The organism is Streptomyces sp. NPDC050145, from assembly GCF_044460245.1.
In the GTDB taxonomy this organism is placed as follows: Bacteria; Actinomycetota; Actinomycetes; order Streptomycetales; family Streptomycetaceae; genus Streptomyces.
This window is the reverse complement of record NZ_JBITJS010000004.1, coordinates 334,361-354,941: the sequence shown is the minus strand read 5'-3', so window position 1 is coordinate 354,941 and position 20,581 is coordinate 334,361. Positions and strand designations below refer to the sequence as shown.

Annotated in this window: 15 protein-coding genes; 6 read left to right on the top strand and 9 right to left on the bottom strand. The window is 72.0% G+C overall.

The genetic code is table 11. From position 1 onward, the window contains the following. The first annotated feature begins 199 nt into the window (after positions 1-199). Positions 200-1,246, top strand: a complete 1,047-nt coding sequence (locus tag ACIBTU_RS10910; protein ID WP_399125679.1) for a LacI family DNA-binding transcriptional regulator — start codon at positions 200-202, stop codon at positions 1,244-1,246. 31 nt (positions 1,247-1,277) lie between these two features. Here ACIBTU_RS10910 and ACIBTU_RS10905 read toward each other — a convergent pair whose 3' ends face one another. The 3 genes from ACIBTU_RS10905 to ACIBTU_RS10895 all read right to left on the bottom strand — a co-directional run bounded on the left by ACIBTU_RS10905 (position 1,278) and on the right by ACIBTU_RS10895 (position 3,746). Then, entirely contained in the window at positions 1,278-2,336 is a 1,059-nt protein-coding gene (locus tag ACIBTU_RS10905) for a VWA domain-containing protein (protein WP_399125678.1), read from the bottom strand. A 123-nt stretch (positions 2,337-2,459) separates the two neighbouring features. Next, positions 2,460-2,996 (bottom strand): GNAT family N-acetyltransferase, encoded by a 537-nt coding sequence (locus ACIBTU_RS10900; protein WP_399125677.1) that lies wholly within the window; start codon positions 2,994-2,996, stop codon positions 2,460-2,462. 9 nt (positions 2,997-3,005) lie between these two features. Further along, complete coding sequence (locus ACIBTU_RS10895) at positions 3,006-3,746, bottom strand: SAM-dependent methyltransferase (protein WP_399125675.1); 741 nt, start codon at positions 3,744-3,746, stop codon at positions 3,006-3,008. A gap of 75 nt (positions 3,747-3,821) precedes the next feature. On the opposite strand from ACIBTU_RS10895, the gene ACIBTU_RS10890 reads away from it, so the two are divergent. Continuing rightward, a complete protein-coding gene (locus ACIBTU_RS10890) occupies positions 3,822-4,472 on the top strand; it encodes a M15 family metallopeptidase (protein ID WP_399125673.1) in 651 nt (216 codons plus the stop codon). A 16-nt stretch (positions 4,473-4,488) separates the two neighbouring features. Here ACIBTU_RS10890 and ACIBTU_RS10885 read toward each other — a convergent pair whose 3' ends face one another. Then, the gene (locus ACIBTU_RS10885; RefSeq protein ID WP_399125671.1) at positions 4,489-5,307 is read right to left on the bottom strand and encodes an alpha/beta fold hydrolase; all 819 of its coding nucleotides are present in this window, start codon (positions 5,305-5,307) and stop codon (positions 4,489-4,491) included. Between the two features lie 31 nt (positions 5,308-5,338). Continuing rightward, on the bottom strand, positions 5,339-6,094 hold the full coding sequence (locus ACIBTU_RS10880; RefSeq protein ID WP_399125670.1) for a VOC family protein: 756 nt from the start codon (positions 6,092-6,094) through the stop codon (positions 5,339-5,341). 52 nt (positions 6,095-6,146) lie between these two features. Between ACIBTU_RS10880 and ACIBTU_RS10875 the strand changes: the two genes are divergently transcribed. Then, a complete protein-coding gene (locus tag ACIBTU_RS10875) occupies positions 6,147-7,025 on the top strand; it encodes an inositol monophosphatase family protein (protein WP_399125669.1) in 879 nt (292 codons plus the stop codon). Here the strand turns inward: ACIBTU_RS10875 and ACIBTU_RS10870 are convergent. Further along, on the bottom strand, positions 7,015-10,221 hold the full coding sequence (locus ACIBTU_RS10870; protein WP_399125668.1) for a glycosyl hydrolase family 95 catalytic domain-containing protein: 3,207 nt from the start codon (positions 10,219-10,221) through the stop codon (positions 7,015-7,017). The genes ACIBTU_RS10875 and ACIBTU_RS10870 overlap by 11 nt on opposite strands. 236 nt (positions 10,222-10,457) lie before the next feature. Here ACIBTU_RS10870 and ACIBTU_RS10865 point away from each other — a divergent pair, with 236 nt between their 5' ends. From ACIBTU_RS10865 to ACIBTU_RS10855, 3 genes are all read left to right on the top strand, one after another. Further along, positions 10,458-11,396 carry a GNAT family N-acetyltransferase gene (locus ACIBTU_RS10865; protein ID WP_399125667.1) on the top strand — a complete coding sequence of 313 codons (939 nt, stop codon included), beginning with the start codon at positions 10,458-10,460 and terminating at the stop codon, positions 11,394-11,396. Between the two features lie 10 nt (positions 11,397-11,406). Further along, positions 11,407-12,207 carry a sugar phosphate isomerase/epimerase family protein gene (locus ACIBTU_RS10860; protein ID WP_399125666.1) on the top strand — a complete coding sequence of 267 codons (801 nt, stop codon included), beginning with the start codon at positions 11,407-11,409 and terminating at the stop codon, positions 12,205-12,207. Between the two features lie 332 nt (positions 12,208-12,539). Next, positions 12,540-14,369 carry a glycoside hydrolase family 3 protein gene (locus ACIBTU_RS10855; protein WP_399125665.1) on the top strand — a complete coding sequence of 610 codons (1,830 nt, stop codon included), beginning with the start codon at positions 12,540-12,542 and terminating at the stop codon, positions 14,367-14,369. A gap of 158 nt (positions 14,370-14,527) precedes the next feature. Here the strand turns inward: ACIBTU_RS10855 and ACIBTU_RS10850 are convergent, their stop codons facing one another. From ACIBTU_RS10850 to ACIBTU_RS10840, 3 genes are all read right to left on the bottom strand, one after another. Continuing rightward, positions 14,528-15,940, bottom strand: a complete 1,413-nt coding sequence (locus ACIBTU_RS10850; RefSeq protein WP_399125664.1) for a S28 family serine protease — start codon at positions 15,938-15,940, stop codon at positions 14,528-14,530. Positions 15,941-16,055: 115 nt separating this feature from the next. After that, entirely contained in the window at positions 16,056-16,466 is a 411-nt protein-coding gene (locus ACIBTU_RS10845; RefSeq protein ID WP_399125663.1) for a hypothetical protein, read from the bottom strand. A gap of 127 nt (positions 16,467-16,593) precedes the next feature. After that, a complete protein-coding gene (locus ACIBTU_RS10840) occupies positions 16,594-20,331 on the bottom strand; it encodes an ABC transporter ATP-binding protein (RefSeq protein WP_399125662.1) in 3,738 nt (1,245 codons plus the stop codon). Positions 20,332-20,581: the final 250 nt, after the last annotated feature.

Here is a 20,581-nt window from a genome sequence, read left to right as displayed (position 1 = left end):
CCGCATCTAGCAAGCGCTTTCTACGTGAAGAGAAGCTAGCCTCTGCACAGCCGCTCGGACAAGAGCGGGCGCACGACCGATCCGGACGGGGCCGCGGACCGGCAGACCCGGACGGACCCGGACCCATCCCGGACCCACCCAGACCCACCTTGGACAAGCCGCAGGCCACAGGCCGAGGCCGACGGAGGCTGACTCGACGATGACCGTGACCCTGGCGGATGTGGCCGCCCGCGCACAGGTGTCCCCCGCCACCGTCTCGCGCGTCCTGAACGGCAACTATCCGGTGGCCGCCGCCACCCGCGAGCGCGTCCTGAAGGCCGTCGACGAACTGGACTACGTCCTGAACGGCCCGGCGAGCGCGCTCGCCGCCGCCACGTCCGACCTGGTCGGGGTCATGGTCAACGACATCGCCGACCCGTTCTTCGGGATCATGGCCTCCGCGGTGCAGTCGGAGATCGTGGGCCCCGGCGGCCGCGCGGGCGGCGAGCGCCTCGCCGTCGTCTGCAACACGGGCGGCTCCCCCGAGCGCGAGCTCACCTACCTGACCCTGCTGCAGCGCCAGCGTGCCGCCGCCGTCGTCCTGACCGGCGGCGCGATCGAGGACGAGGCGCATGTCGCGGCCGTCGCGGGCAAGCTGCGGCGCCTGTCGGAGGCGGGCACCCGTGTCGTCCTGTGCGGCCGCCCGCCGGTGCCCGGCACCGACGCGGTCTCCGTGACCTTCGACAACCGGGGCGGCGGCCGCGAACTGACCCGCCACCTCCTCGCCCTCGGCCACCGCCGCATCGGCTACGTCGCCGGCCCCGGGGAGCGCACGACGACCCGGCACCGTCTGGAGGGCCACCGCGAGGCGCTCGCCGACGCGGGCGTCACCGCGTCCGACGACCTGGTGGTGCACGGCACGTACGACCGCGCGACCGGCCGCGCGGCGACCGCGGAACTGCTGCGCGGCGCCCCGGACCTGACCGCGATCGTCGCCGCGAACGACACGGTGGCGCTCGGCGCGTGCGCGGCCCTGCGCGAGGCCGGCCTGCGCGTCCCCGAGGACGTGTCGGTCGCCGGCTTCGACGACCTCCCCTTCAGCGCGGACGCCGTCCCCGCCCTCACGACCGTCCGCCTCCCCCTCAGCGACACGGCGGCCCGCGCGGGCCGCATCGCGATGGGCCGCGAGGAGGCCCCCGAGGGCGGCGTCGACGTGGTCAGCGGCGAACTGATCGTCCGCGCCTCGACGGCACCGCCGCGGGCCTGAAAAGGACAGGACGCTCGGGTACGAAAAGAACTCAGAGCATGATGAGCAGCCGCGTATTCGCCTTCAGCTTTCGGTTGACCGAGCGGCTCTGCACATACACCTCCAGCTTCGGATTGTTTCCCGCCTTCACCGACACCGTGCCCTTGATTCCCGTACCGAAAAGAAGGCTGCGCGCCGCATCGCCCGTATAAGCGCGGTCGGTGTCCTTCTCCACGACGACGACTTCCTTGTCGGGCTGGACCTGGACGCGTGCGCCGAGCTGGTAATAGCAGGAGCCGCGCTCATAGGTAACACCCGGGTGCGAATTCACGAACGGGCGGATCTCGGACTCCTTGTCGACCTTCAGGAGGCGGTACTTGTCGGCCGGTATCGGCTCCAGGTTCGCCCGCACCTCGTCGACGGATATGTCCTGGCCGACCGCGAACAGGTTCTTCGTGCCGCGCACACCCTGCTCGCGCCCGCGCAGGAAGCTGGTGGCGGCGGCGCGCACCGTGCCGATGGCCTCCTCGACACCCTGCTTCGAGTCGGCGTCCCAGATCGCGATGTTCCCCGCGGGGAAGCCGTAGTTCTGCGCGGTGCGCTTGGCCAGGGAGTTCGGCACGAGGATCGCGGACGTCCAGTGGTCCGGCAGGCCGCCCATCTTGGCGGTGATCCGGTCGAGCCACGGGCCGAGGATCGACATGTCGCCGTCGTGCCGGCGGTCCCCGCCCGACGCGTTCTCCTCCCCGTCCGTCACCACGATCTGGAGGAAGCTGTGCTCCCCGTACTCCTCCCAGATGTGGTCCAGGTCGTCCAGGGACTTCAGGGAGGCCTCGATGAGCGCCGTCGCCCCGTTGTTCACCTTGTAGAGCCCGCGCATGGACGGAAGATGCTTCACGTCCATGTCCCACACCAGGTTCTCCACCCGGTGGTCGAAGGAATAGAGGCTGATCCGCGTCTCGTGACCGAGGCTGTCCGATTCCGCCTTCAGCCCGGCCACGAATTCGTCGACGACGCGCACGAGCTGATGCTGGTGCTGATACATGGAACCGGAACTGTCCACGACGAGTGCGACGTGATTCACCTTGTGCTGGATCTTGCGCACAGACATGCCTACGCTCCCCCTCCGACGGGAATTCCCCGTCCCCCGAGTGATGTATTCACTCTAGGGGCGACCACTGACAACGCCCGGGGTCGCGGAGTCGCCCCGCACCAGTGGCCTCGGCACCTCACCTCACCCGTGCTGCGAGGCCGGCCCGCCCACCCGCTTCTCCAGCAGCGTGAACGACTTCGGCTTCGCGCCCGGCTGCGGCTTGCCCTCCTTGTGGCCCACGACCCGGTAGCCGGCCTTGACGTAGTACGTCTTCAGGGCCGGGTTGGTGGCCACGCAGTCGAGCCGCGTCAAGGGCCGCCCCCGCTCGGCCACGCGGCGCTCCGCCGCGCGCAGCAGCTCACGCCCCGTGCCGGGCGGGATGCTGCCGTGCGCCACCATCAGACGGTGCACATATCCGGCCGTCGCCGGCTGCGGGCCCCACGCGGCCTCGTCCTCCCACCACAACTCCCAGGCGCCGACGGCCCGTTCACCGCTCTCCGCGAGCCACACCTCGTCCCCACGCTCCCGCGTCCGGCGGAAGTGGTCCACGCCGAGCTCGCCCGGCCGCCACTGACCGGTTATGCCCCGGCTCAGCATCCAGCGGGCGGCGTCGTCACGCAGCCCCACGACGGTGGCGAGGTCGGTGTCGTCGGCGAGGCGGAAGCGCAAGGTGTTCATGGGGCCGTTCTACAGGGAGGGCGTGCGGCGCAGGACGAGGGTCAGGAAGCCGAAGCTGTCCCGGTAGGCGTGCAGCCACTCGTCGCGGCGCGCCTGGGACCAGGCCAGGACCTCGGCGCTGTCCTCGTGGTCGGGGTGGTCGAGGGCCCACTCGGCGAGCATCCCCCACAGCGACCACTCGTAGGCGTCCAGCTCCTGGCGCGTGCTCGCGTGCCCCTCCACCGGCACCCAGCCGTCGCCCACGACCCGGTCCACCATCGACGCCAGATCCGTGAACTCGCCGAGCACCTCGACCGCTTCCGGGGTCGGCTCCCTCAGCCAGTAGCCGTCGCCGATCAGCACGCTGCCCGTCGGGGCGAGGCGGGCGCGGGCCCCTTCGAGCGTGGGCAGCAGCCCGCCGAACGCATGCGCCGAACCGACGCTCAGCACCGCGTCGAACGGCTCCTGCGAGGTGTACTCCTCGGCCTTCTGACAGTGCAGCTCCAGCCGGTCCGCCACTCCGCGCGCCTCGGCCGCCGCCCGCGCGATCTCCAGCGACTTCTCGGACAGGTCCACCCCCACGGCCCGCAGCCCCGGCCGCGTCTCCAGCGCCCGCAGCAGCCACTCCGCCGTCCCGCACCCCAGATCGAGCACCCGGCCGCCGTCCCCGGGCAGCACCCGGTCGAGCAGATGCCGTACGGAGTCGTCGCCCAGCGGCGACTTGATCGGGTGACGGGTGTGGGCGAGGTTCGAGATCATCTCAGGAGTCATCCGCGCAGCCTCCCAAGCCAACCGCCCGCGCGCACTCGCTTTTCCGGTGCTCCGGGCCCGGGGGATGATCACCGCATGGACGAGATCACCCTGATGTCCGACCCGAGGGTCGCCGCGATACCCGTGCAGGATTGCGGCGAGCCCCTCGTGGACGTACGGCTCGACGGATCGCTGCTGGTCGACCCGCGCAAGCAGGACCCGGCGGACGCCTTCGCTCACCTGCGACGGGGCGTGCTGGAGCGGCTGCTGAAGGCTCAGGCCGCGCTGCCGCCGGGCCTGCGCCTCCTCTTCGTCGAGGGTTACCGGCCTCCGGCCCTCCAGCGGAGTTACTTCGAGGAGTACGCCGACGAGCTGCGCGCCGAGCACCCCGACTGGCCCGAGGACCGCATCCGCACCGCCGCCAGCCGCTACGTGTCACCCCCCGAGATCGCCCCGCACAGCGCGGGCGCCGCCGTCGACCTCACCCTGGCCGACGCCGACGGACGCGAACTCGACCTGGGGACGCGTATGAACGCGAGCCCCGAGGAGAGCGCGGGCGCCTGCTACACCGAGGCCCCCGGCATCAGCCCCGAGGCCCGCGCCCACCGCCGCACCCTCGGCGCCGCGCTCACCGGAGCGGGCCTGGTCAACTACCCCACGGAGTGGTGGCACTGGTCGTACGGCGACCGCTACTGGGCCCTTCAGACCGGGAACCCGACGGCCCTGTACGGCCCGAAGGACCGCTGAGTCTCAGCCGGCCCGTTCAGCCGATCCCCTTGAGGAACCCGAGCAGCGCCTCGTCGAAGGCGGCGGGCTGTTCCGCGCTCGGGAGGTGGCCCGCCTTTTCCACGACCGTGAGGTGGGCGTGCGGGATCAGGGTCGCGATGGAGCGCGCGTCGGAGACCGGCGTGTAGACGTCGTCCGCGCCGACCACGATCAGGGTCGGGACCGTGACCGAGGCCAGCGTGTCGCCGTAGTCGGGGCGTTCGGCCCGGCCGCGCAGGGCCGCCGCCGCGCCGCGCGGGTCCGTGGCGCGCATCATGCCGAGGACCTGCGCGGCCACGTCGGAGAGCGCGGTCACGTTGTACGCGGCGAGCATCTTGTCGATGACCTCGTCCGCGTAGCCGGCCATGCCCTCGGCGAGGAGGCGGTCGGCCAGGGCGTTGCGGAAGGCCTTGCCCTCGGGGGTCTCGGCGCCGTAGGACGTGTCGGAGAGGACGAGGGCGCGGACCCGGTCCGGGTGGCGGCGGTGGAAGTCCATGCAGATCTGGCCGCCCATGGAGACGCCGCCGATCACGGTGCGATCGATGCCCAGGTGGTCGAGGAGCGCCGCGATGTCGTCGGCGAAGTCGGAGAGGAAGACCTGTCCGGGGGTCACGTCGCTGTCCCCGTAGCCGCGCAGGTCGGGGGTGATGACGCGGTGGCCGGCGGCGGCGAGGGCGTGGGCCTGCGGGGCCCAGAGTGTGTGGTTGAACGGGTGGCCGTGGACCAGGACGACGGGGGTGCCGTCGGCGGGGCCGAACTCGGCGCAGTTCAGGGTGATGTCGCGGTCGGTGAGGGTGATGCGGCGGGTGCTGCTCATCGCGGTTCCTTGGGTCGTTCCGGTGGCGGGTTCAGGTCAGGGACAGGACGCAGAACTCGTGGTCCTCGGGGTCGGCGAGCACGGTCCACGACGCGTCGGGGCCCTGGCCGAGGTCGAGGTCGGTGGCGCCGAGGGCGCGGAGCCGGTGCGTCTCGGCCGCCTGGTCGTCGCCGGGGTACGGCAGCAGGTCGAGGTGGATGCGGCGGGCGGGGACGGCGGTCGGCGGGCCTGGTGTGCGGAGGAGTTCGAGGTACGGGCCGGTTCCCTGCGGTGAGCGGAGGCGGGCCACGTCGTCGGTCGTCTCGACGACCGTCCAGTCGATCGCCTCGCCCCAGAAGCGGGACATGGCGTGCGGGTCCGCGCAGTCGACGACGACGGCCGCGAGGGGGCCGCTGTCGCGGTAGGTCTCGCGCGGCTCCAGCACACAGAACTCGTTGCCCTCCGGATCGGCGAGGACCGTCCAGGGGACGTCGTCGCCCTGGCCCACGTCGACGGGTGTCGCGCCGAGGGACTTCAGGCGGGCGATCAGGCCCGCCTGGTGGGCGGGCGAGGTGGTGGCGAGGTCGAGGTGCACGCGGTTCTTCGCGGCCTGCTTCGGGTCCGGTACGGCGATGACGTCGAGGGCCACGGCCGTGCCCGGGGCGCGCCAGTCGAATCCGGGCGGCTGTACGGCCGTCCCGCCGGGCCCGGCGCTCACGGCGTCCCAGCCCAGCGCCTGCGCCCAGAACCGGCCGACCGCGAGGTGATCGACGGCCTTGATGTTCACCTGCATCGGTCGCAACGGCATGTTCGTGATCTTACGGAGCCCGCTCCTCGGGCGTCGCCTCTATTCTCCCGTCATGCCGATCATGGACACGCCTGCTCCGAGCCCCTCGCACGACGCCCAACTCGCCGTCCAGGCCGCCCTGTCCGGCGCCGCCGTCGTCCGCGCGATGTACGGGACCTCGCTCGCCCGGGTCGACAAGGGCGGCGGCGACTTCGCCACCGCCGCGGATCTCGCGGCCGAGGAGGCCATCCTCGACGTGTTGCGGCGGGCCCGGCCCGGGGACGCCGTGACGGGCGAGGAGAGCGGGCGTGGCGGGGCCGAGGGCGCCGCGCGGCGCTGGCTGGTGGACCCCTTGTGCGGGACGCTCAACTACGCCGTCCGCACCATGCTGGTCGGCGTCAACGTCGCGCTCCAGGTGGATGGTTCGACGACCGCGGCCGCCACCGCCGACCCCTTCAACGAGGAGGTCTTCTGGACGGACGGCGACGGAAGCGGCGACGCAAGCGGGGCCTGGCTCCGGGACGCGGCCGGCGCCGACCACCTGCTCGCCCCCTCCGCCGCCTCCCGTCTCGTGGACGTCAACCTCGATCCGCCGTTCCCCAACGCCCCGGACTTCAGCGCGGCCCGCCTCCTCGCCGCCCCCGGTTTCGCCGAGCGCTTCCGCCCCCGCGTCGTCTCCACGACCCTCGCCGTCGCCTGGGTCGCGGCCGGGCGCCGGGCCGCGTACGTCACGGACGGCGACCTCCGCGGCAGCGTCCACTTCGCCGCCGGGATCGCCCTGTGCCGCGCGGCCGGCTGTGTCGTGACGGGCCTGCGCGGGGAGCCGGTCCTGAGCGGGCCGGACGGGCTGGTCGTGGCGGCCGACACGGAGACGCACGCCGTGCTGCTGGGGCTCGTTCGCGGGCAGCAGCACGGGCCCGGGTCGGGCGGAGACCGGTCGGTCAGGGCTTGACGGGCTTCACCTTCTTCTCGGTGCCGTTCACTCGGACCGTGACGGGGCCCTGGTCGCGGGCCCGGTCGGCGACGATCTCGTAGGACGTGACCTTCCCGTCGCGCCATGCGCAGCTGACCTCGTAGCCGCCCCGGGCCCGGAGCCCGGTGAAGGATCCCTCGGCCTTCCACGCGTCGGGGAGGGCGGGCAGCAGGTGGACGGTGCCGTCGTGGCTCTGGAGGAGCATCTCCGCGACGGCGCCCGCGATGCCGAAGTTGCCGTCCATCTGGAAGGGCGGGTGGTTGCAGAACAGGTTCGGCAGCGTGTTGTACGTGAGCAGGCCGCGCAGCATGATCCGGGCGCGGTGGCCGTCGCCGAGGCGGGCGAAGAGGGCCGCCCGCCAGGGCCAGGTCCAGGAGCGGCGGCTGTCGCCCGACACGGTCGCGGCGGTGAAGGGGACGCCTTCCTTCTCTCCGCACCGTGCCTTGAGCGAGACGAGGGCGGCGGCCGCGAGGTCGGCGTTCTTCGGGGTGATCTGGCGGCCCGGGTAGACGGCGAAGAGGTGTGAGGTGTGGCGGTGGATGTCGGTGGGGCTGTCGATGTCCTCCTGCCACTCCTGGAGTTGGCCCCATCGGCCGATCTTGTTCGGCGCGAGGCGTGCCTGCAGGTCCTTGATCCTCGCCCGGTAGGCGGGGTCCGCGTCGAGCGCCGCCTCGCAGTCCAGGTAGTTCTGGAACAGGTCCCAGATGATCTGCTGGTCGTACATGACGCCGTCCTCGCGCGGCCCGTGCTCGGGGGACCAGCCGTCCGGCGAGACGAGGAGGCCGTCCTCGCGCTCCTTGAGCCGGTCCTCCCAGAACGTGCAGATCTCCTTGATCATCGGGTAGGCGGTCCTGCGGAGGTAGGTCAGGTCCTGGGTGAACGCCCAGTGTTCGTAGAGGTGTTGGGCGTACCAGGCGCTCGCGACGGTGTTCCACTCCCACGCGTTGCCGCCGAAGACGCTCTGGCTGGTGCGGGCGGTCCAGCCGCGCGTGTCCTTGCCGAAGGCGTTCCGGGTCGCGACGCGGCTGGGCACGGCGACCTGCTTCACGAAGCCGACGAGTGCCTCGTGGCATTCGGGCAGGTTCGTCGTCTCGGCTCCCCAGTAGTTCATCTGGATGTTGATGTTGGTGTGGTAGTCGGAGGCCCAGGCCGGGGAGTTGCTGTCGTTCCACAGGCCCTGGAGGTTGGCGGGCAGGCCGCCGGGGCGCGAGGAGCTGATCAGCAGGTACCGGCTGAGGTGGAACATCGTCTGTTCGAGGGTGGGGTCCTCGCCGCCTGCCGCGTAGCGGGCGAGCCGGGCGTCGGTCGGCAGGGCGAGGACGGCGTCGCCCGTAGTGCCCCAGTCGACGGAGACACGGGACGTCAACGCCCGGGTGGCGGCGGTGTGTTCGTCGCGGAGTGCGTCGTAGGAGCGGGTGGCCGCCTTGTCGAGCGCCGCGGCGACGGCCGGCCCGGGGTCGGCTCCGCGCCATCCGGCGGCGGCGTCGAGCCGGTAGTCGGTGCGCGCGTCGAGCAGCAGGGTCAGACGCGTGCAGTTCTTGAACCGCAGGACGGTCCCGTCGGCGTCGAACTCGCCGTCGGTGTCGACGACCCGGACCGCGCAGGCGTGCCGGAGGCCGTTGCCCATGGCGCCGTGGAAGGCGATCCGGCGGGCGGCGCCGTCGGCGGTCGTCGGGGCGTCCTGCTGTGCCGAGGCCAGGGAGATCGTTCCGGCGAGTCCCCGGTCGTCGTCCGATGTGTACCGGAACACCATGACGTCCGCGGAGCGGCTCGCGAAGGCCTCGCGCAGGACGCGTCGTCCCGGGGCTCCGAAGCGGCTGACGTGGACGCCCCGGGAGAAGTCGAGGGCCCGCTCGTAGTCGACCACTGTGCGCCGTGTGCGGGTGTCGAATCCCTGGCCCTGCAGGGCGATCTCCGCGATCTGGAAGCCGGTGGCGGACGCGCCGGGGGTGAAGGCGATCCGGTAGGCGCGGTAGGCCGTGCCGTCGGTGAGGCGGAAGGTCCGGCTCTCGCCTCGGTCGGCGAAGGGGGCGCCGGGGTTCTGTGTGTCGAGGGTGACCCAGGCCTGCCCGTCCTTGGACCCCTGGAGTTCCCAGCGCCGCGGGTCGTCCTGGGGGCGGTCGGGGGCCGCGGTCAGGGTGTACGAGGTGACGGCGACGGCGGTGGGCAGGTCGGCCTGCCACACCACCCGCGCCGCGCCTGACTCGGCGCGCCAGACCGTGGCCGGGTCGCGGTCCACCGAGGCGGAGATGCCCGTGGTCGCGCCCGCCTCCCCGGACCCCTCGGAGTGTCCGCTCGGCGAGGACAGGTACACGCGGCTGTCGTTCGCGCCGAGGTCGACGCCGGACAGGCCGATCTCGCTGACCTGGAAGTGGCTGACGCCCGCCGTGGGCACGAAGTCGAAGCGGTAGAAGCGGTGGGCGGCGGTGGGGCCGGCGCAGGTGAACTCCTTGGTCTGCGCGCGGTTCTCGAAGGGGGACGGCAGCGTGCGGCGGTCGAGCACGGTCCAGGTGTCGCCGTCGCGGGAGCCGGAGAGCGTCCATTCGCGCGGGTCGCGCTCGGGCACGTCGTTCGCGCTCGTCAGCCGGTAGGAGGTGACCTCGACGGGCTCGGGGAGCTCCGCCTGCCACCGCACGATCGCGCCCGGCCCGTCGATGCACCACTTGGTGCCCGTCCTGCCGTCGTACGTCTTGTCGACACCCTCTGTCGCGGAGGTCCGGTACGGCCCGCCCGGGGCGGTGACCTTCGGCTTCGCGGGGCCGAAGGCGACGGTGAGGTCGCCGAAGTTCCGGTACGAGCCGAAGCCGGTCATGCTCGTGTCGAAGGAGTCGTCCGGCTCTCCGGCGAGGGCGTTGTCGTAGTCGTTGACGCCGCCCCACAGGCTCTGCTCGTTGAACTGGATCCGCTCCTCGTCGGGGTCGGCGAAGAGCATCGCGCCGAGCCGGCCGTTCCCGATCGGCAGGGCCTGCGACTGCCAGTCCGTGGCGGGGACCGCGTACGTCAGCGCCTCGCGCGACAGGGTCGGCCACCGGACGGGCGCGGGGGCGCCCGCGGGGGCGGCGGCGGCCGGTCCCGCCGGGGCACCCCCGGTGAGCTGAGTGATCAGCGGTGCGAGGGCGAGGGCCCCGCCGAGCTTGAGGACGCTGCGTCGGTGCGGGTCTAGTTCCTGGGGCACGGCGAGACCTCCCGGCCGATTGATCGGCTCATTCACGGGGCGTGGGGGTGGCGCTTCCCTGAAGTGTGGCGGCGTGCGCATCCTGCCCGCAGGAGAGATCGGATGTCTAGGGGTCGGTCGCGCCTCGACCGCACCGGACACAGGCCGGACACATGGACGCCCCGCACCCCTCGGCGTACGCTGGCAGAACCCTCGATCTCTGACTCAGTCAATGATTCACGTCGCGAGGTGGCGTCATGACCGTGCAGGACATCCGGTCCTTCAACCGCTTCTACACCAATGTCATCGGGGCGCTCGACTACGGCCGGCACCTGTACGCCCCGTACACGCTCACCGAGTCCCGCGTGCTGTACGAGCTGGCGCACACGGAGCACGTCGACGCCGCCGACCTGCGGGAGCGGCTGTCGCTCGACTCGGGGTATCTCAGCCGGATCCTCGGGAAGTTCGAGCGGGCGGGGCTCGTCGAGCGGGCCTCGTCGGGGGACGACGCGCGGCGGCGGCGGGTCACGCTCACCGCGCGCGGGCGCGGCGCCGCGGACCTGCTGGACGAGCGGTCCCGGGAGGCGGTCGGTTCACTGCTCGCGACCGTGCCGGCCGGCGACCGCGAGCGGCTCTCCGAGGCGCTGCGCACCGTGCGGGAGGTCCTCGGCGACGGGCGCGCCGCCCCACACCCGGACAACGTGCTGCTGCGCGAGCCCGGCCCCGGCGATCTCGGCTGGATCGTGGCGCGCAACGGGGCGGTGTACGCCGCCGAGTTCGGCTGGAACGCGGACTACGAGGGGCTCGTCGCCCGGATCGTCGCCGACTTCGCCCAGGACCACGACCCGCATCTGGAACGGGTGTGGATCGCCGAGCTGGACGGGCGGCCCGTGGGCTGCGTGATGTGCGTACGGGACGCGGCGCCCGGCACGGCCCGGTTGCGGCTGCTGCTCGTGGAGCCGGAGGCGCGGGGGCTCGGGATCGGGGACCGGCTGGTGCGGGCCGTCGTCGACTTCGCGCGCGGGGTCGGGTACCGGGAGCTCGTGCTGTGGACGAACGACGTGCTGGAGGCGGCCCGGTCGCTCTACCGCCGGCACGGGTTCGTGCTGTCCGGCGAGGAGCCGCACCGGTCGTTCGGGGCCGATCTGACCGGGCAGGACTGGCGGTTGCCGTTGCGCGACGGCGGCACTGGGTAAGGTCCGGCCCATGAAGCTGGCGTTCTCCACCCTCGGTGTCCCTGGTCTCCCGCTCCCGAACGTCCTCGCGCTCGCCACGGAGCACGGCTATCACGGGGTGGAGCTGCGCGCCCACCCCGAGGAGCCGGTGCATCTCGGGCTCACGCCCGGGGAACGGGCCGATGTGGCCGCGGCGTTCGGCGACGCGGGCGTGGAGGTGCTCGGGGTCGCCGGATACGCGCGCGTGGCGGCACCCGGGGAGGACGAGCCGGTGCTCGAGGAGATGCGGGAGCTGGTCGATCTCGCCGGGGACATCGGGGCCTCGTACGTGCGGGTCTTTCCCGGGGCCGGGGAGGAGCAGGACGCCGAGGTGGCCGACGCGGCCGCGGCGCGGCGGCTCGGGTCGGTGGCCGCGCATGCGGCGGACCGGGGGGTGAGCGTGCTCCTGGAGACGCACGACTCGCATCGGACCGGGGCGGACGCGTGCCGGGTCGTGGGGACCGCGGGGCACCGGAGTGTCGGGGTGCTGTGGGACGTCATGCACACGTGGCTGGGTGGGGAGCAGCCCGGCGAGACGTACGCGGCGATCTCGCCCTACCTGGGGTATGTGCAGGTCAAGGACATCGCGGGCGACGGCGACACGGTGCCGCTGCCGCTCGGGCGAGGGGGGTTGCCGCTCGGGGAGTGTGTGGAGGTGCTCAGTCGGGCCGGCTGGGACGGGTGGTTGTGCTGGGAGTACGAGGCCCGCTGGTACGACGGGATCCCGGCGCTCCCGGGACTGTTGGGCGCGGGGCGGGACTATGTGGGCCGCCTCCTGAACGAGTCGGCGTAGGGCCGGGGTTCGGATTCCCGTCTGCCGAGTGCGGATTCGTCGCCGGGTGCGGGTCCGTCGTGGCTGGTCGCGCAGTTCCCCGCGCCCCTGAAATGCAGACCCTTCGGGTCGCATTTCCCCGATGAGGCGCAGCCTCATCAGGGGCGCGGGGAACTGCGCGAGAAGCCCCACCGGCCCGCAGACCGCGACGGACCGGCACCCGGCAGACGCGGTCGAACACCCGCCTCCCCCCGGAGGGAACCGCCAAGTGCCTTGACTGGCAGAAACTTTCTCGATATCCGTGTCGCGCGGAAGTTTTCTTCACACCGCCCCTCCCTCCGGAAGGAGCGCACGTGCCCCAGCTGTCCAGACGTACGCTGATCGCCGCCGCGACCGCCACCGCCGGTGTCGCCGCCGCAGGCCTGAGCGCCGCACCCGCCCAGGCGTCCACCCCATCCGACGACGACCGGGCCCGTTCCGACCGGGCCCTCCGGCAGGTCATCTCCGGGATGTCCCTGGAGGAGAAGGTCGGCCAGCTCTTCGTGATGCGGGTCTACGGTCATTCGGCCACCGAACCCGACCAGGCCGACATCGACGCCAACCTCAAGGAGATCGGCGTCCGCACGGCCGCCGAGATGATCGACCGGTACAAGCTGGGCGGCATCATCTACTTCGCGTGGGCGCACAACGTCCGCGACCCGCACCAGATCGCCGATCTGAGCAACGGGATCCAGGCCGCGGGCCTCGCCCAGAACTCCCGCGTCCCGTTGCTGATCTCGACGGACCAGGAGCACGGGATAGTGGCCCGGGTCGGCAAGCCCGCCACCCTGTTCCCGGGCGCGATGGCGCTCGGCGCGGGCGGCTCGCGGGCCGACGCCCGCAAGGCGGGCCAGATCGCGGGCGCCGAGCTGCGCGCGGTCGGTATCCGGCAGGACTACGCGCCGGACGCCGACGTCAACATCAACCCGGCGAACCCGGTGATCGGCGTCCGCTCCTTCGGCGCCGACCCGAAGGCCGTCGCCGGGATGGTCGCCGCCCAGGTGAAGGGCTACCAGTCCTCGCACATCGCGTCGACGGCCAAGCACTTCCCCGGGCACGGCGACACGGTGGACGACTCGCACGCCAAGCTGCCGTACATCCATCACACGCGCGAGCAGTGGGAGAAGCTGGACAAGCCGTCGTTCGAGGCGGCGATCGCCGCCGGCATCGACTCGATCATGACGGCGCACATCGTGGTCCCGGCGCTCGACCCGGCCGAGGACCCGGCGACCCTCTCGCACCCGATCCTCACCGGCATCCTGCGCGAGCAGCTCGGCTACGACGGGGTCGTGGTCACGGACTCGCTCGGCATGCAGGGCGTACGGACCAAGTACGGCGACGAGCGGGTGCCGGTGCTCGCGCTGAAGGCGGGCGTGGACCAGCTGCTCAACCCGCCGTCCCTGTCCGTCGCGTGGAACGCGGTGCTGAACGCCGTGAAGGGCGGGGAGCTGACGGAGGCGCGGCTCGACGAGTCGATCCTGCGCATCCTGCGGCTCAAGGCCAAGCTGGGGCTCTTCGACGACCCGTACGTGTCCCAGGGCGCGGTCGACAAGACGGTCGGCACGCACCAGCATCTGGCGGAGGCCGACCGGATCGCCGAGCGCACGACGACGCTCCTGGTGAACAAGGACCGGCTGCTGCCGCTGAACCGGCGCACCCACAAGAAGGTCCTGGTGCTCGGTGCGAACCCGGCCTCGCCCTCGCTCAGCGACGGGCCGCCCACCACGGTGCTGGGCGCCGCCCTCACCGAACTCGGCTTCACCGCCACGGTCCTGGCCACCGGCACGGCTCCCAGCCAGGCCGCGATCGACCAGGCCGTCGCCGCGGCGGCGGGCCAGGACGCGGTGCTGATCGGCACGTACAACGTGACGGCGGGCAGCGCGCAGCAGAAGCTGGTGAAGGCGGTCGCCGCGACCGGTGTCCCGGTGATCACCCTGTCGACGCGCAACCCGTACGACGTCGCCCAACTGGACGTCTCGGCCGCGCATGTGGCCGCGTACTCCTGGATCGACGTCGAGCTGCGGGCGGCGGTGCGGGTGCTGACCGGCGCCGCCGAACCACAGGGCAAGCTGCCCGTGCCGGTGCAGCGAGCCGACGACCCGTCGAAGGAACTCTTCCCGATCGGGTTCGGGCTCACTTACTGACGGAGTTCGGCTGCGGGCCGGTGGGGGCCGTTCGCGCAGTTCCCCGCGCCCCTGGTGAGGCTGCGCCTCATCGGGGAAATGCGACCCGAAGGGTCCGCATTTCAGGGGCGCGGGGAACTGCGCGGCCCGCCCCCACCGGGCCGCGCTCGCCCGGTGACCTACGGCCGCAGGGACAGCCCGCGCTGAACACCGGGACGGTCGAGCTTCGTGTCATGCGCGGCCAGCGCGGTCGTGCCGGACAGGCCCGCCCAGTCGAGGATGCGCGCCGTGGCGAGCTCCTTGTCGGCCGGCTTGAGGGCCGCCACGTTCGCACCGTGGTTGGCGTGCGGGGCGTGCATCACGTAGGAGTCGCGCGCGCCCGTGCCGAGGCGGAACGGCTCGGCACCCCACGGGTCGTTGTCGCCGTACACGTACAACATGCGGGTGGCGTTGTGGCGCACCCAGCTGTCGACGTCACGCATCGCGGACGGCTCGAACTTCATGGAGATGTCGCGCGGCACGAAGTTCCGCGGCGGCTGGTAGCCGTAGCGGGACAGGTCGGCGACCCAGGGCTGCTTGATGTCGGGCGAGCCGAGCTGGGTGCCCGCCTGGTAGTAGTACGGCGTGTACTGGGTCAGGCCCTGGTCGGCGTAGGAGGACCAGCCGCCGACCTCGTCGACGTACGCGAACAGGTCGTCGTCGGAGACGGTCGCGGCGTCCGGGACGTCGGCGCAGGCGGACTCGGGCTGGTACTGCCAGAAGCCCCAGAACAGGTCGAGGACGGTCGCCTCGTACGCCTTGTCGAGCGAACCGACCGTGTTCACCGTGTAGTTGTTGGCGGCGAGGAAGTCCTTGTACTTCTTCTCGAGCGTGTCACGGCGCACCAGCGTCTCGCGCTGCACCTTCTGCAGGGCGACGCGGCAGTCCTTCGGGCCGACGTTCGCGAGGAAGGTGTCGTAGGCCGAGTCCTCCTTGTTCACGACGTCGTTCGGGGCGACGTAGGCGACGACGCCGTCCATGTCGCGCGGGTAGAAGCGCTCGTAGTAGGTGGCGGTCATGCCGCCCTTCGAGCCGCCGGTGGTCAGCCAGTTCTGGCCGTAGACCGTCTTGAGCGCCTTGTAGATGCGGTGCTGGTCGCTGGCGGCCTGCCAGATGTTCAGCTTCGACCAGTCGGCGGGCTGGGGCCGGGACGGCGTGAAGAAGCGGTACTCCACGGAGACCTGGTTGCCGTCGACGATCCGGGTCGGCTCGCTGCGCGACGGGTTCGTCGACACGTTGTAGCCGCTGGTGAACATGACCGTCGGGCGGCTGACGTCCTTGTGCAGCACGGTGATGCGCTGCTGGAAGGTGCCGGCCTTCGGGTTCCGGTGGTCGACCGGCTGCGTGTAGTTGAGGACGAAGTAGCGGTAGCCCGCGTACGGCTTCTCCTCGATCAGGCTCATGCCGGGTACGGCGAGAAGCCTGTCCTTGATGTCGGTGGCGGCGGCTGCTGCCGAGGATTCCTCGGCGGCGGTCGCCGTCGATATCCCGGCCGCGCTGGCGGTGCCGATGAGCACCACGAGCGACAGCAGCCATCTGAGCGCTGTGCGCATGCACCCTCCCCTGGAGATTCACAGATGCGCCCCGGAAACTATCGGAGCAATTCCTGCACCACCAGAGGTATTTGGTGTTCGCTCAGGATCATGTCATGACCGGATGAGGTACGACTCAGCACAGGATCCAGCCGGTTCGGGTGGATTTGCCGCCTACGTGTCCCGTCACGCGGACGCAGCGGTGACCGGCGTGGACGGTGACCGGACCGGCGTGGTGGGTGTAGTCGCCGCGGTCGACGACGGCCAGGCTGCCGCGCGCCTGGACGCCGACCGACATGCCGCGCCGGGGCCCTGCGGACTTGGCGAGGGTGACGGCGCAGACGTAGTCGCGGTTGCGGTAGACGACGGTCTTGCCGGTACCGAACGACAGGCTGCGCACCTGGTGCCCGGGGCACAGTGCGGCGGCCTGGGCGCTGCCCGCGAACGGCCCGCCGAGCAGCAGCATTCCGGCGCCCGCGAGCACGGTCAGCGCGTACGTACCCGCGCGGCGCGCCCCGCGTATGCCGTCTCCCTCACCTCTCGCCACCGCGGCCCCTCCCGTCGCGTCCGCACCAGGGTACTGATGTACGGACGCGGGACACAGGGGCGACGGTTGCGGAATCGCTCCTTCAGGACAGGCGGCTTCAGGACGCGCTCCCTCAGGACCCGCTCCTTCAGGACGCGCCGGCGACCGCCCCGTCGATGTCCTCGTCGACGTCCTCGCCGATGAACGTGCGCCACAGGCGGGCGTACTTGCCGCCCAGGCGCAGCAGCTCGTCGTGGGTGCCGTCCTCGGCGACGCGGCCGCCGTCCATCACCACGACGCGGTCCGCGCGGGCCGCCGTCGTCAGGCGGTGCGCGACGACGAGCGTGGTGCGCTTGCCGGCGAGGCGGTCGGTCGCCTGGTTGACCTGCGCCTCGGTGGCGAGGTCGAGGGCGGCGGTCGCCTCGTCGAGCAGCAGGATGTCGGGGTCGACGAGCTCGGCGCGGGCCAGGGCGATCAGCTGCCGCTGACCGGCCGACAGGTTGCGGCCGCGCTCGGCGACCTCGTGCAGATAGCCGCCTTCGAGCGTCGCGATCATCTCGTGCGCGCCGACCGCGCGGGCCGCCGCCTCGACGTCGGCGTCGCTCGCGCCGGGCCGCCCGTACGCGATGGCGTCGCGGATCGTGCCCTGGAACAGGTACGCCTCCTGCGGGACGACGCCGAGCCGGTGCCGGTACGCGGTCAGGTCCAGGTCGCGCAGGTCGGTGCCGTCGACGGTGACGCGGCCCGAGGTCGGGTCGTAGAACCGGGCGACGAGCTTGACCAGCGTGGACTTGCCCGCGCCGGTCTCGCCGACGAACGCGACGGTCTGTCCGGCGGGCACGCGCAGGTCGACGCCGGTGAGCGCCGCCTCGTCCGTGCCGTACGCGAAGTCGACGTCCTCGAAGGCGATCTCGCCGCGCAGCGACAGTACGTCGAGCGGCTCGTGGGCCGCCTTGGTGGAGGTCGGCTCGCGCAGCAGCTCCTGGATGCGGCCCAGCGAGACGGTCGCCTGCTGGTAGCCGTCGAAGACCTGGGAGAGCTGCTGGACCGGGGCGAAGAACAGGTCGATGTAGAGCAGGTACGCGACGAGCGCGCCGGTGGTGAGGGTCGTCGCGTCGACGCGGTGCGCGCCCACCACGAGGACGGCCGCGACCGCCACGGAGGAGAGCAGCTGCACGAACGGGAAGTAGACCGAGATCAGGAACTGGCCGCGGATGCGGGCCTCGCGGTAGCTCGCGCTGCCCGCCGCGTAGCGCTCGAAGCCGTCCCGCTCGCGCCGGAAGGCCTGCACGATGCGCAGTCCGGAGACAGACTCCTGGAGGTCCGCGTTGACCACCGAGACCCGCTCGCGGGCCAGCTCGTACGCCTTGACGCTGGCGCGGCGGAAGAAGAACGTGCCGACGATCAGCGGCGGCAGCGTCGCGAACACGACGAGGGCCAGCTGGACGTCGATGACGAGCAGCGCGGCCATGATGCCGAAGAAGGTGACGACGGAGACGAAGGCGGTGACCAGGCCGGTCTGCAGGAACGTGGACAGCGCGTCGACGTCCGTCGTCATGCGGGTCATGATCCGGCCGGTCAGCTCGCGCTCGTAGTAGTCGAGGCCGAGCCGCTGGAGCTGGGCGAAGATCTTCAGGCGCAGCGAGTAGAGGACGCGCTCGCCGGTGCGGCCCGTCATCCGGGTCTCGCCGATCTGCGCGACCCACTGGACGAGCACGGCGACCAGGCCGAGCGCGGCCGCCGCCCACACCGCGCCGATGGCGAGCTGCGTGACGCCCTCGTCGATGCCGTGCCGGATCAGGACGGGCAGCGCCAGGCCGACCCCGGCGTCGACCGCGACGAGGGCCAGGCTGATGAGCAGCGGGGCGCCGAAGCCGCGCAGCAGGCGGCGCAGGCCGTAGCTGTCCTCGGGGGTGACGGCGCGGGCCTCGTCGATGTCGGGGGTGTCGGCGGCCGGGGGCAGCGCCTCGACCTGCGCGAGCAGTTCGGGGGTGGCGGGCATCCCGGCGAGCGCCAGGTCCTTGGGCTCGCGGTCGCCCGTCCACAGCCTGGGGGTGACGCCGCGCTCGGCGTCGTACTCGGCGTCGAGCTCCGCGCGTACGGAGGTGTCCTCCGGCTCCTCCTCGGCCCGGTCGGCGAGGTGGCCGGGCGAGACGCCGCCCAGCTCGTCGGGGTCGGTGAGCAGGCGGCGGTAGAGCGCGGAGCCGGCCTCCAGCTCCTCGTGGGTGCCGATCGCGGCGAGCCGGCCGCCGTCGAGGACGGCGATGCGGTCGGCGAGGCCGAGGGTGGAGCAACGGTGCGCGATGAGCAGGGTGGTGCGGCCCGCCATGACCTGGCCGAGCGCCTCGTGGATCTCGTGCTCGACGCGGGCGTCCACGGCGGACGTGGCGTCGTCGAGGACCAGCAGGCGGGGGTCGGTGAGGATGGCGCGGGCGAGGGCGACGCGCTGGCGCTGGCCGCCGGAGAGGGTCAGGCCGTGCTCGCCGACCTTGGTGTCGTAGCCCTCGGGCAGTTCGGCGATGAACCGGTCGGCCTGCGCGGTGCGCGCCGCCGCCTCGATCTGCTCGTCGGTGGCGTCCGGCGCCCCGTACGCGATGTTGGCGCGGACGCTGTCGGAGAAGAGGAAGGAGTCCTCGGGGACGAGGCCGATCGCGGCGCGCAGCGAGGACTGGGTCAGCTCGCGCACGTCGTGGCCGCCGACGAGGACGGCGCCGCCGGAGACGTCGTAGAAGCGGGGCAGCAGCAGCGAGACGGTGGACTTGCCGGAGCCGGAGGAACCGACGACGGCGAGCGTCTCGCCGGCCCGGATCTCGAAGGAGAGTCCGTCGAGGACTTTACGCTCGGCGTCGGCGTACCCGAAGGACACGTCGTCGAACTCGACGGTCGCGGGCGCGTCGGCGGGCAGCTCCTTGTGGCCGTCCTCGATCGACGGCTCGGTGTCGATGAGCTCGAGGACGCGCTCCACGCCGGCGCGGGCCTGCTGGCCGACGGTGAGGACGACGGCGAGCATGCGGACCGGGCCGACGAGCTGGGCGAGGTAGCTGGAGAAGGCGACGAAGGTGCCGAGGGTGATCTGGCCGTGCACGGCGAGCCAGCCGCCGAGGGCCAGCATCGCGACCTGGCCGAGCGCGGGGACGGCCTGGAGGGCGGGGGTGAACTTCGCGTTCATCCGGATCGTGCGCAGCCGTCCGGCGAACAGCTTGCGGCCGACCTCGCGCAGCTTCCCGGTCTCCTGGTCCTCCTGCCCGAAGCCCTTCACGACGCGGACGCCGCTGACGGCGCCGTCGACGACCCCGGCGACGGCGGCGGCCTGCGCCTGCGCGTACCAGGTGGCGGGGTGGAGGCGGGAGCGGCTGCGCTTGGCGATGAACCACAGGGCGGGGGCGACGGCCAGGGCGATGAGGGTCAGCGGCAGCGACAGCGACGCCATGATCACGAGGGAGATCAGGAACAGCAGGACGTTCCCGATCGTCATCGGGAGCATGAACAGCAGGCCCTGGATGAGCTGGAGGTCGCTGGTGGCGCGGCCGACGACCTGACCGGTGGACAGCTCGTCCTGGCGCCGGCCGTCGAGCCGGGTGATCGTCCCGTACATCTCGGTGCGCAGGTCGTGCTGGACGTCGAGGGCGAGCCGGCCGCCGTAGTAGCGGCGGATGTAGGTGAGGACGTAGACGACGACGGCCGAGCCGATCAGCAGGCCGGCCCACACGCCCATGGAGCGGGTGTGGTCGCCGACCACGTCGTCGATGATGACCTTGGTGATCAGCGGGACCAGCGCCATGACGGCCATGCCGCCGAGCGACGCGCCGAGTGCGAGCACGACGTCCTTGGGATACCGCCACGCGTATCCCGCGAGTCTCCCCGCCCAGCCCCGTTCCTGCGCCACTGCGCGCCGCCTCCCACTGCCTCGGTCCTCGTCCTGATCTGCCGAAGGGCCAACAAGGGGGGCGGTCGATTTCATCCCGCCGCAACATTCGGCGCCCGAGCGGCACCGTGATCGCCGCCGTGATCGCCTCTGTGATCGCCGCGGACATGTGGTTTTGACTGCACACGATCACCCCGTCTCGTTCACCCATTCTCTACGTGTTCATGTCACCCTCCGGATGACCGCAGTCAACCCGCGTAGAACGGACGGA

Excerpts from the sequence above, each read along its gene's own strand:
- ACIBTU_RS10910 (WP_399125679.1), top strand. The coding sequence starts at position 200 with ATGACCGTGACCCTGGCGGATGTGGCCGCCCGCGCACAGGTGTCCCCC.
- ACIBTU_RS10905 (WP_399125678.1), bottom strand. The coding sequence starts at position 2,336 with ATGTCTGTGCGCAAGATCCAGCACAAGGTGAATCACGTCGCACTCGTC.
- ACIBTU_RS10900 (WP_399125677.1), bottom strand. The coding sequence starts at position 2,996 with ATGAACACCTTGCGCTTCCGCCTCGCCGACGACACCGACCTCGCCACC.
- ACIBTU_RS10895 (WP_399125675.1), bottom strand. The coding sequence starts at position 3,746 with ATGACTCCTGAGATGATCTCGAACCTCGCCCACACCCGTCACCCGATC.
- ACIBTU_RS10890 (WP_399125673.1), top strand. The coding sequence starts at position 3,822 with ATGGACGAGATCACCCTGATGTCCGACCCGAGGGTCGCCGCGATACCC.
- ACIBTU_RS10885 (WP_399125671.1), bottom strand. The coding sequence starts at position 5,307 with ATGAGCAGCACCCGCCGCATCACCCTCACCGACCGCGACATCACCCTG.
- ACIBTU_RS10880 (WP_399125670.1), bottom strand. The coding sequence starts at position 6,094 with ATGCCGTTGCGACCGATGCAGGTGAACATCAAGGCCGTCGATCACCTC.
- ACIBTU_RS10875 (WP_399125669.1), top strand. The coding sequence starts at position 6,147 with ATGCCGATCATGGACACGCCTGCTCCGAGCCCCTCGCACGACGCCCAA.
- ACIBTU_RS10865 (WP_399125667.1), top strand. The coding sequence starts at position 10,458 with ATGACCGTGCAGGACATCCGGTCCTTCAACCGCTTCTACACCAATGTC.
- ACIBTU_RS10860 (WP_399125666.1), top strand. The coding sequence starts at position 11,407 with ATGAAGCTGGCGTTCTCCACCCTCGGTGTCCCTGGTCTCCCGCTCCCG.
- ACIBTU_RS10850 (WP_399125664.1), bottom strand. The coding sequence starts at position 15,940 with ATGCGCACAGCGCTCAGATGGCTGCTGTCGCTCGTGGTGCTCATCGGC.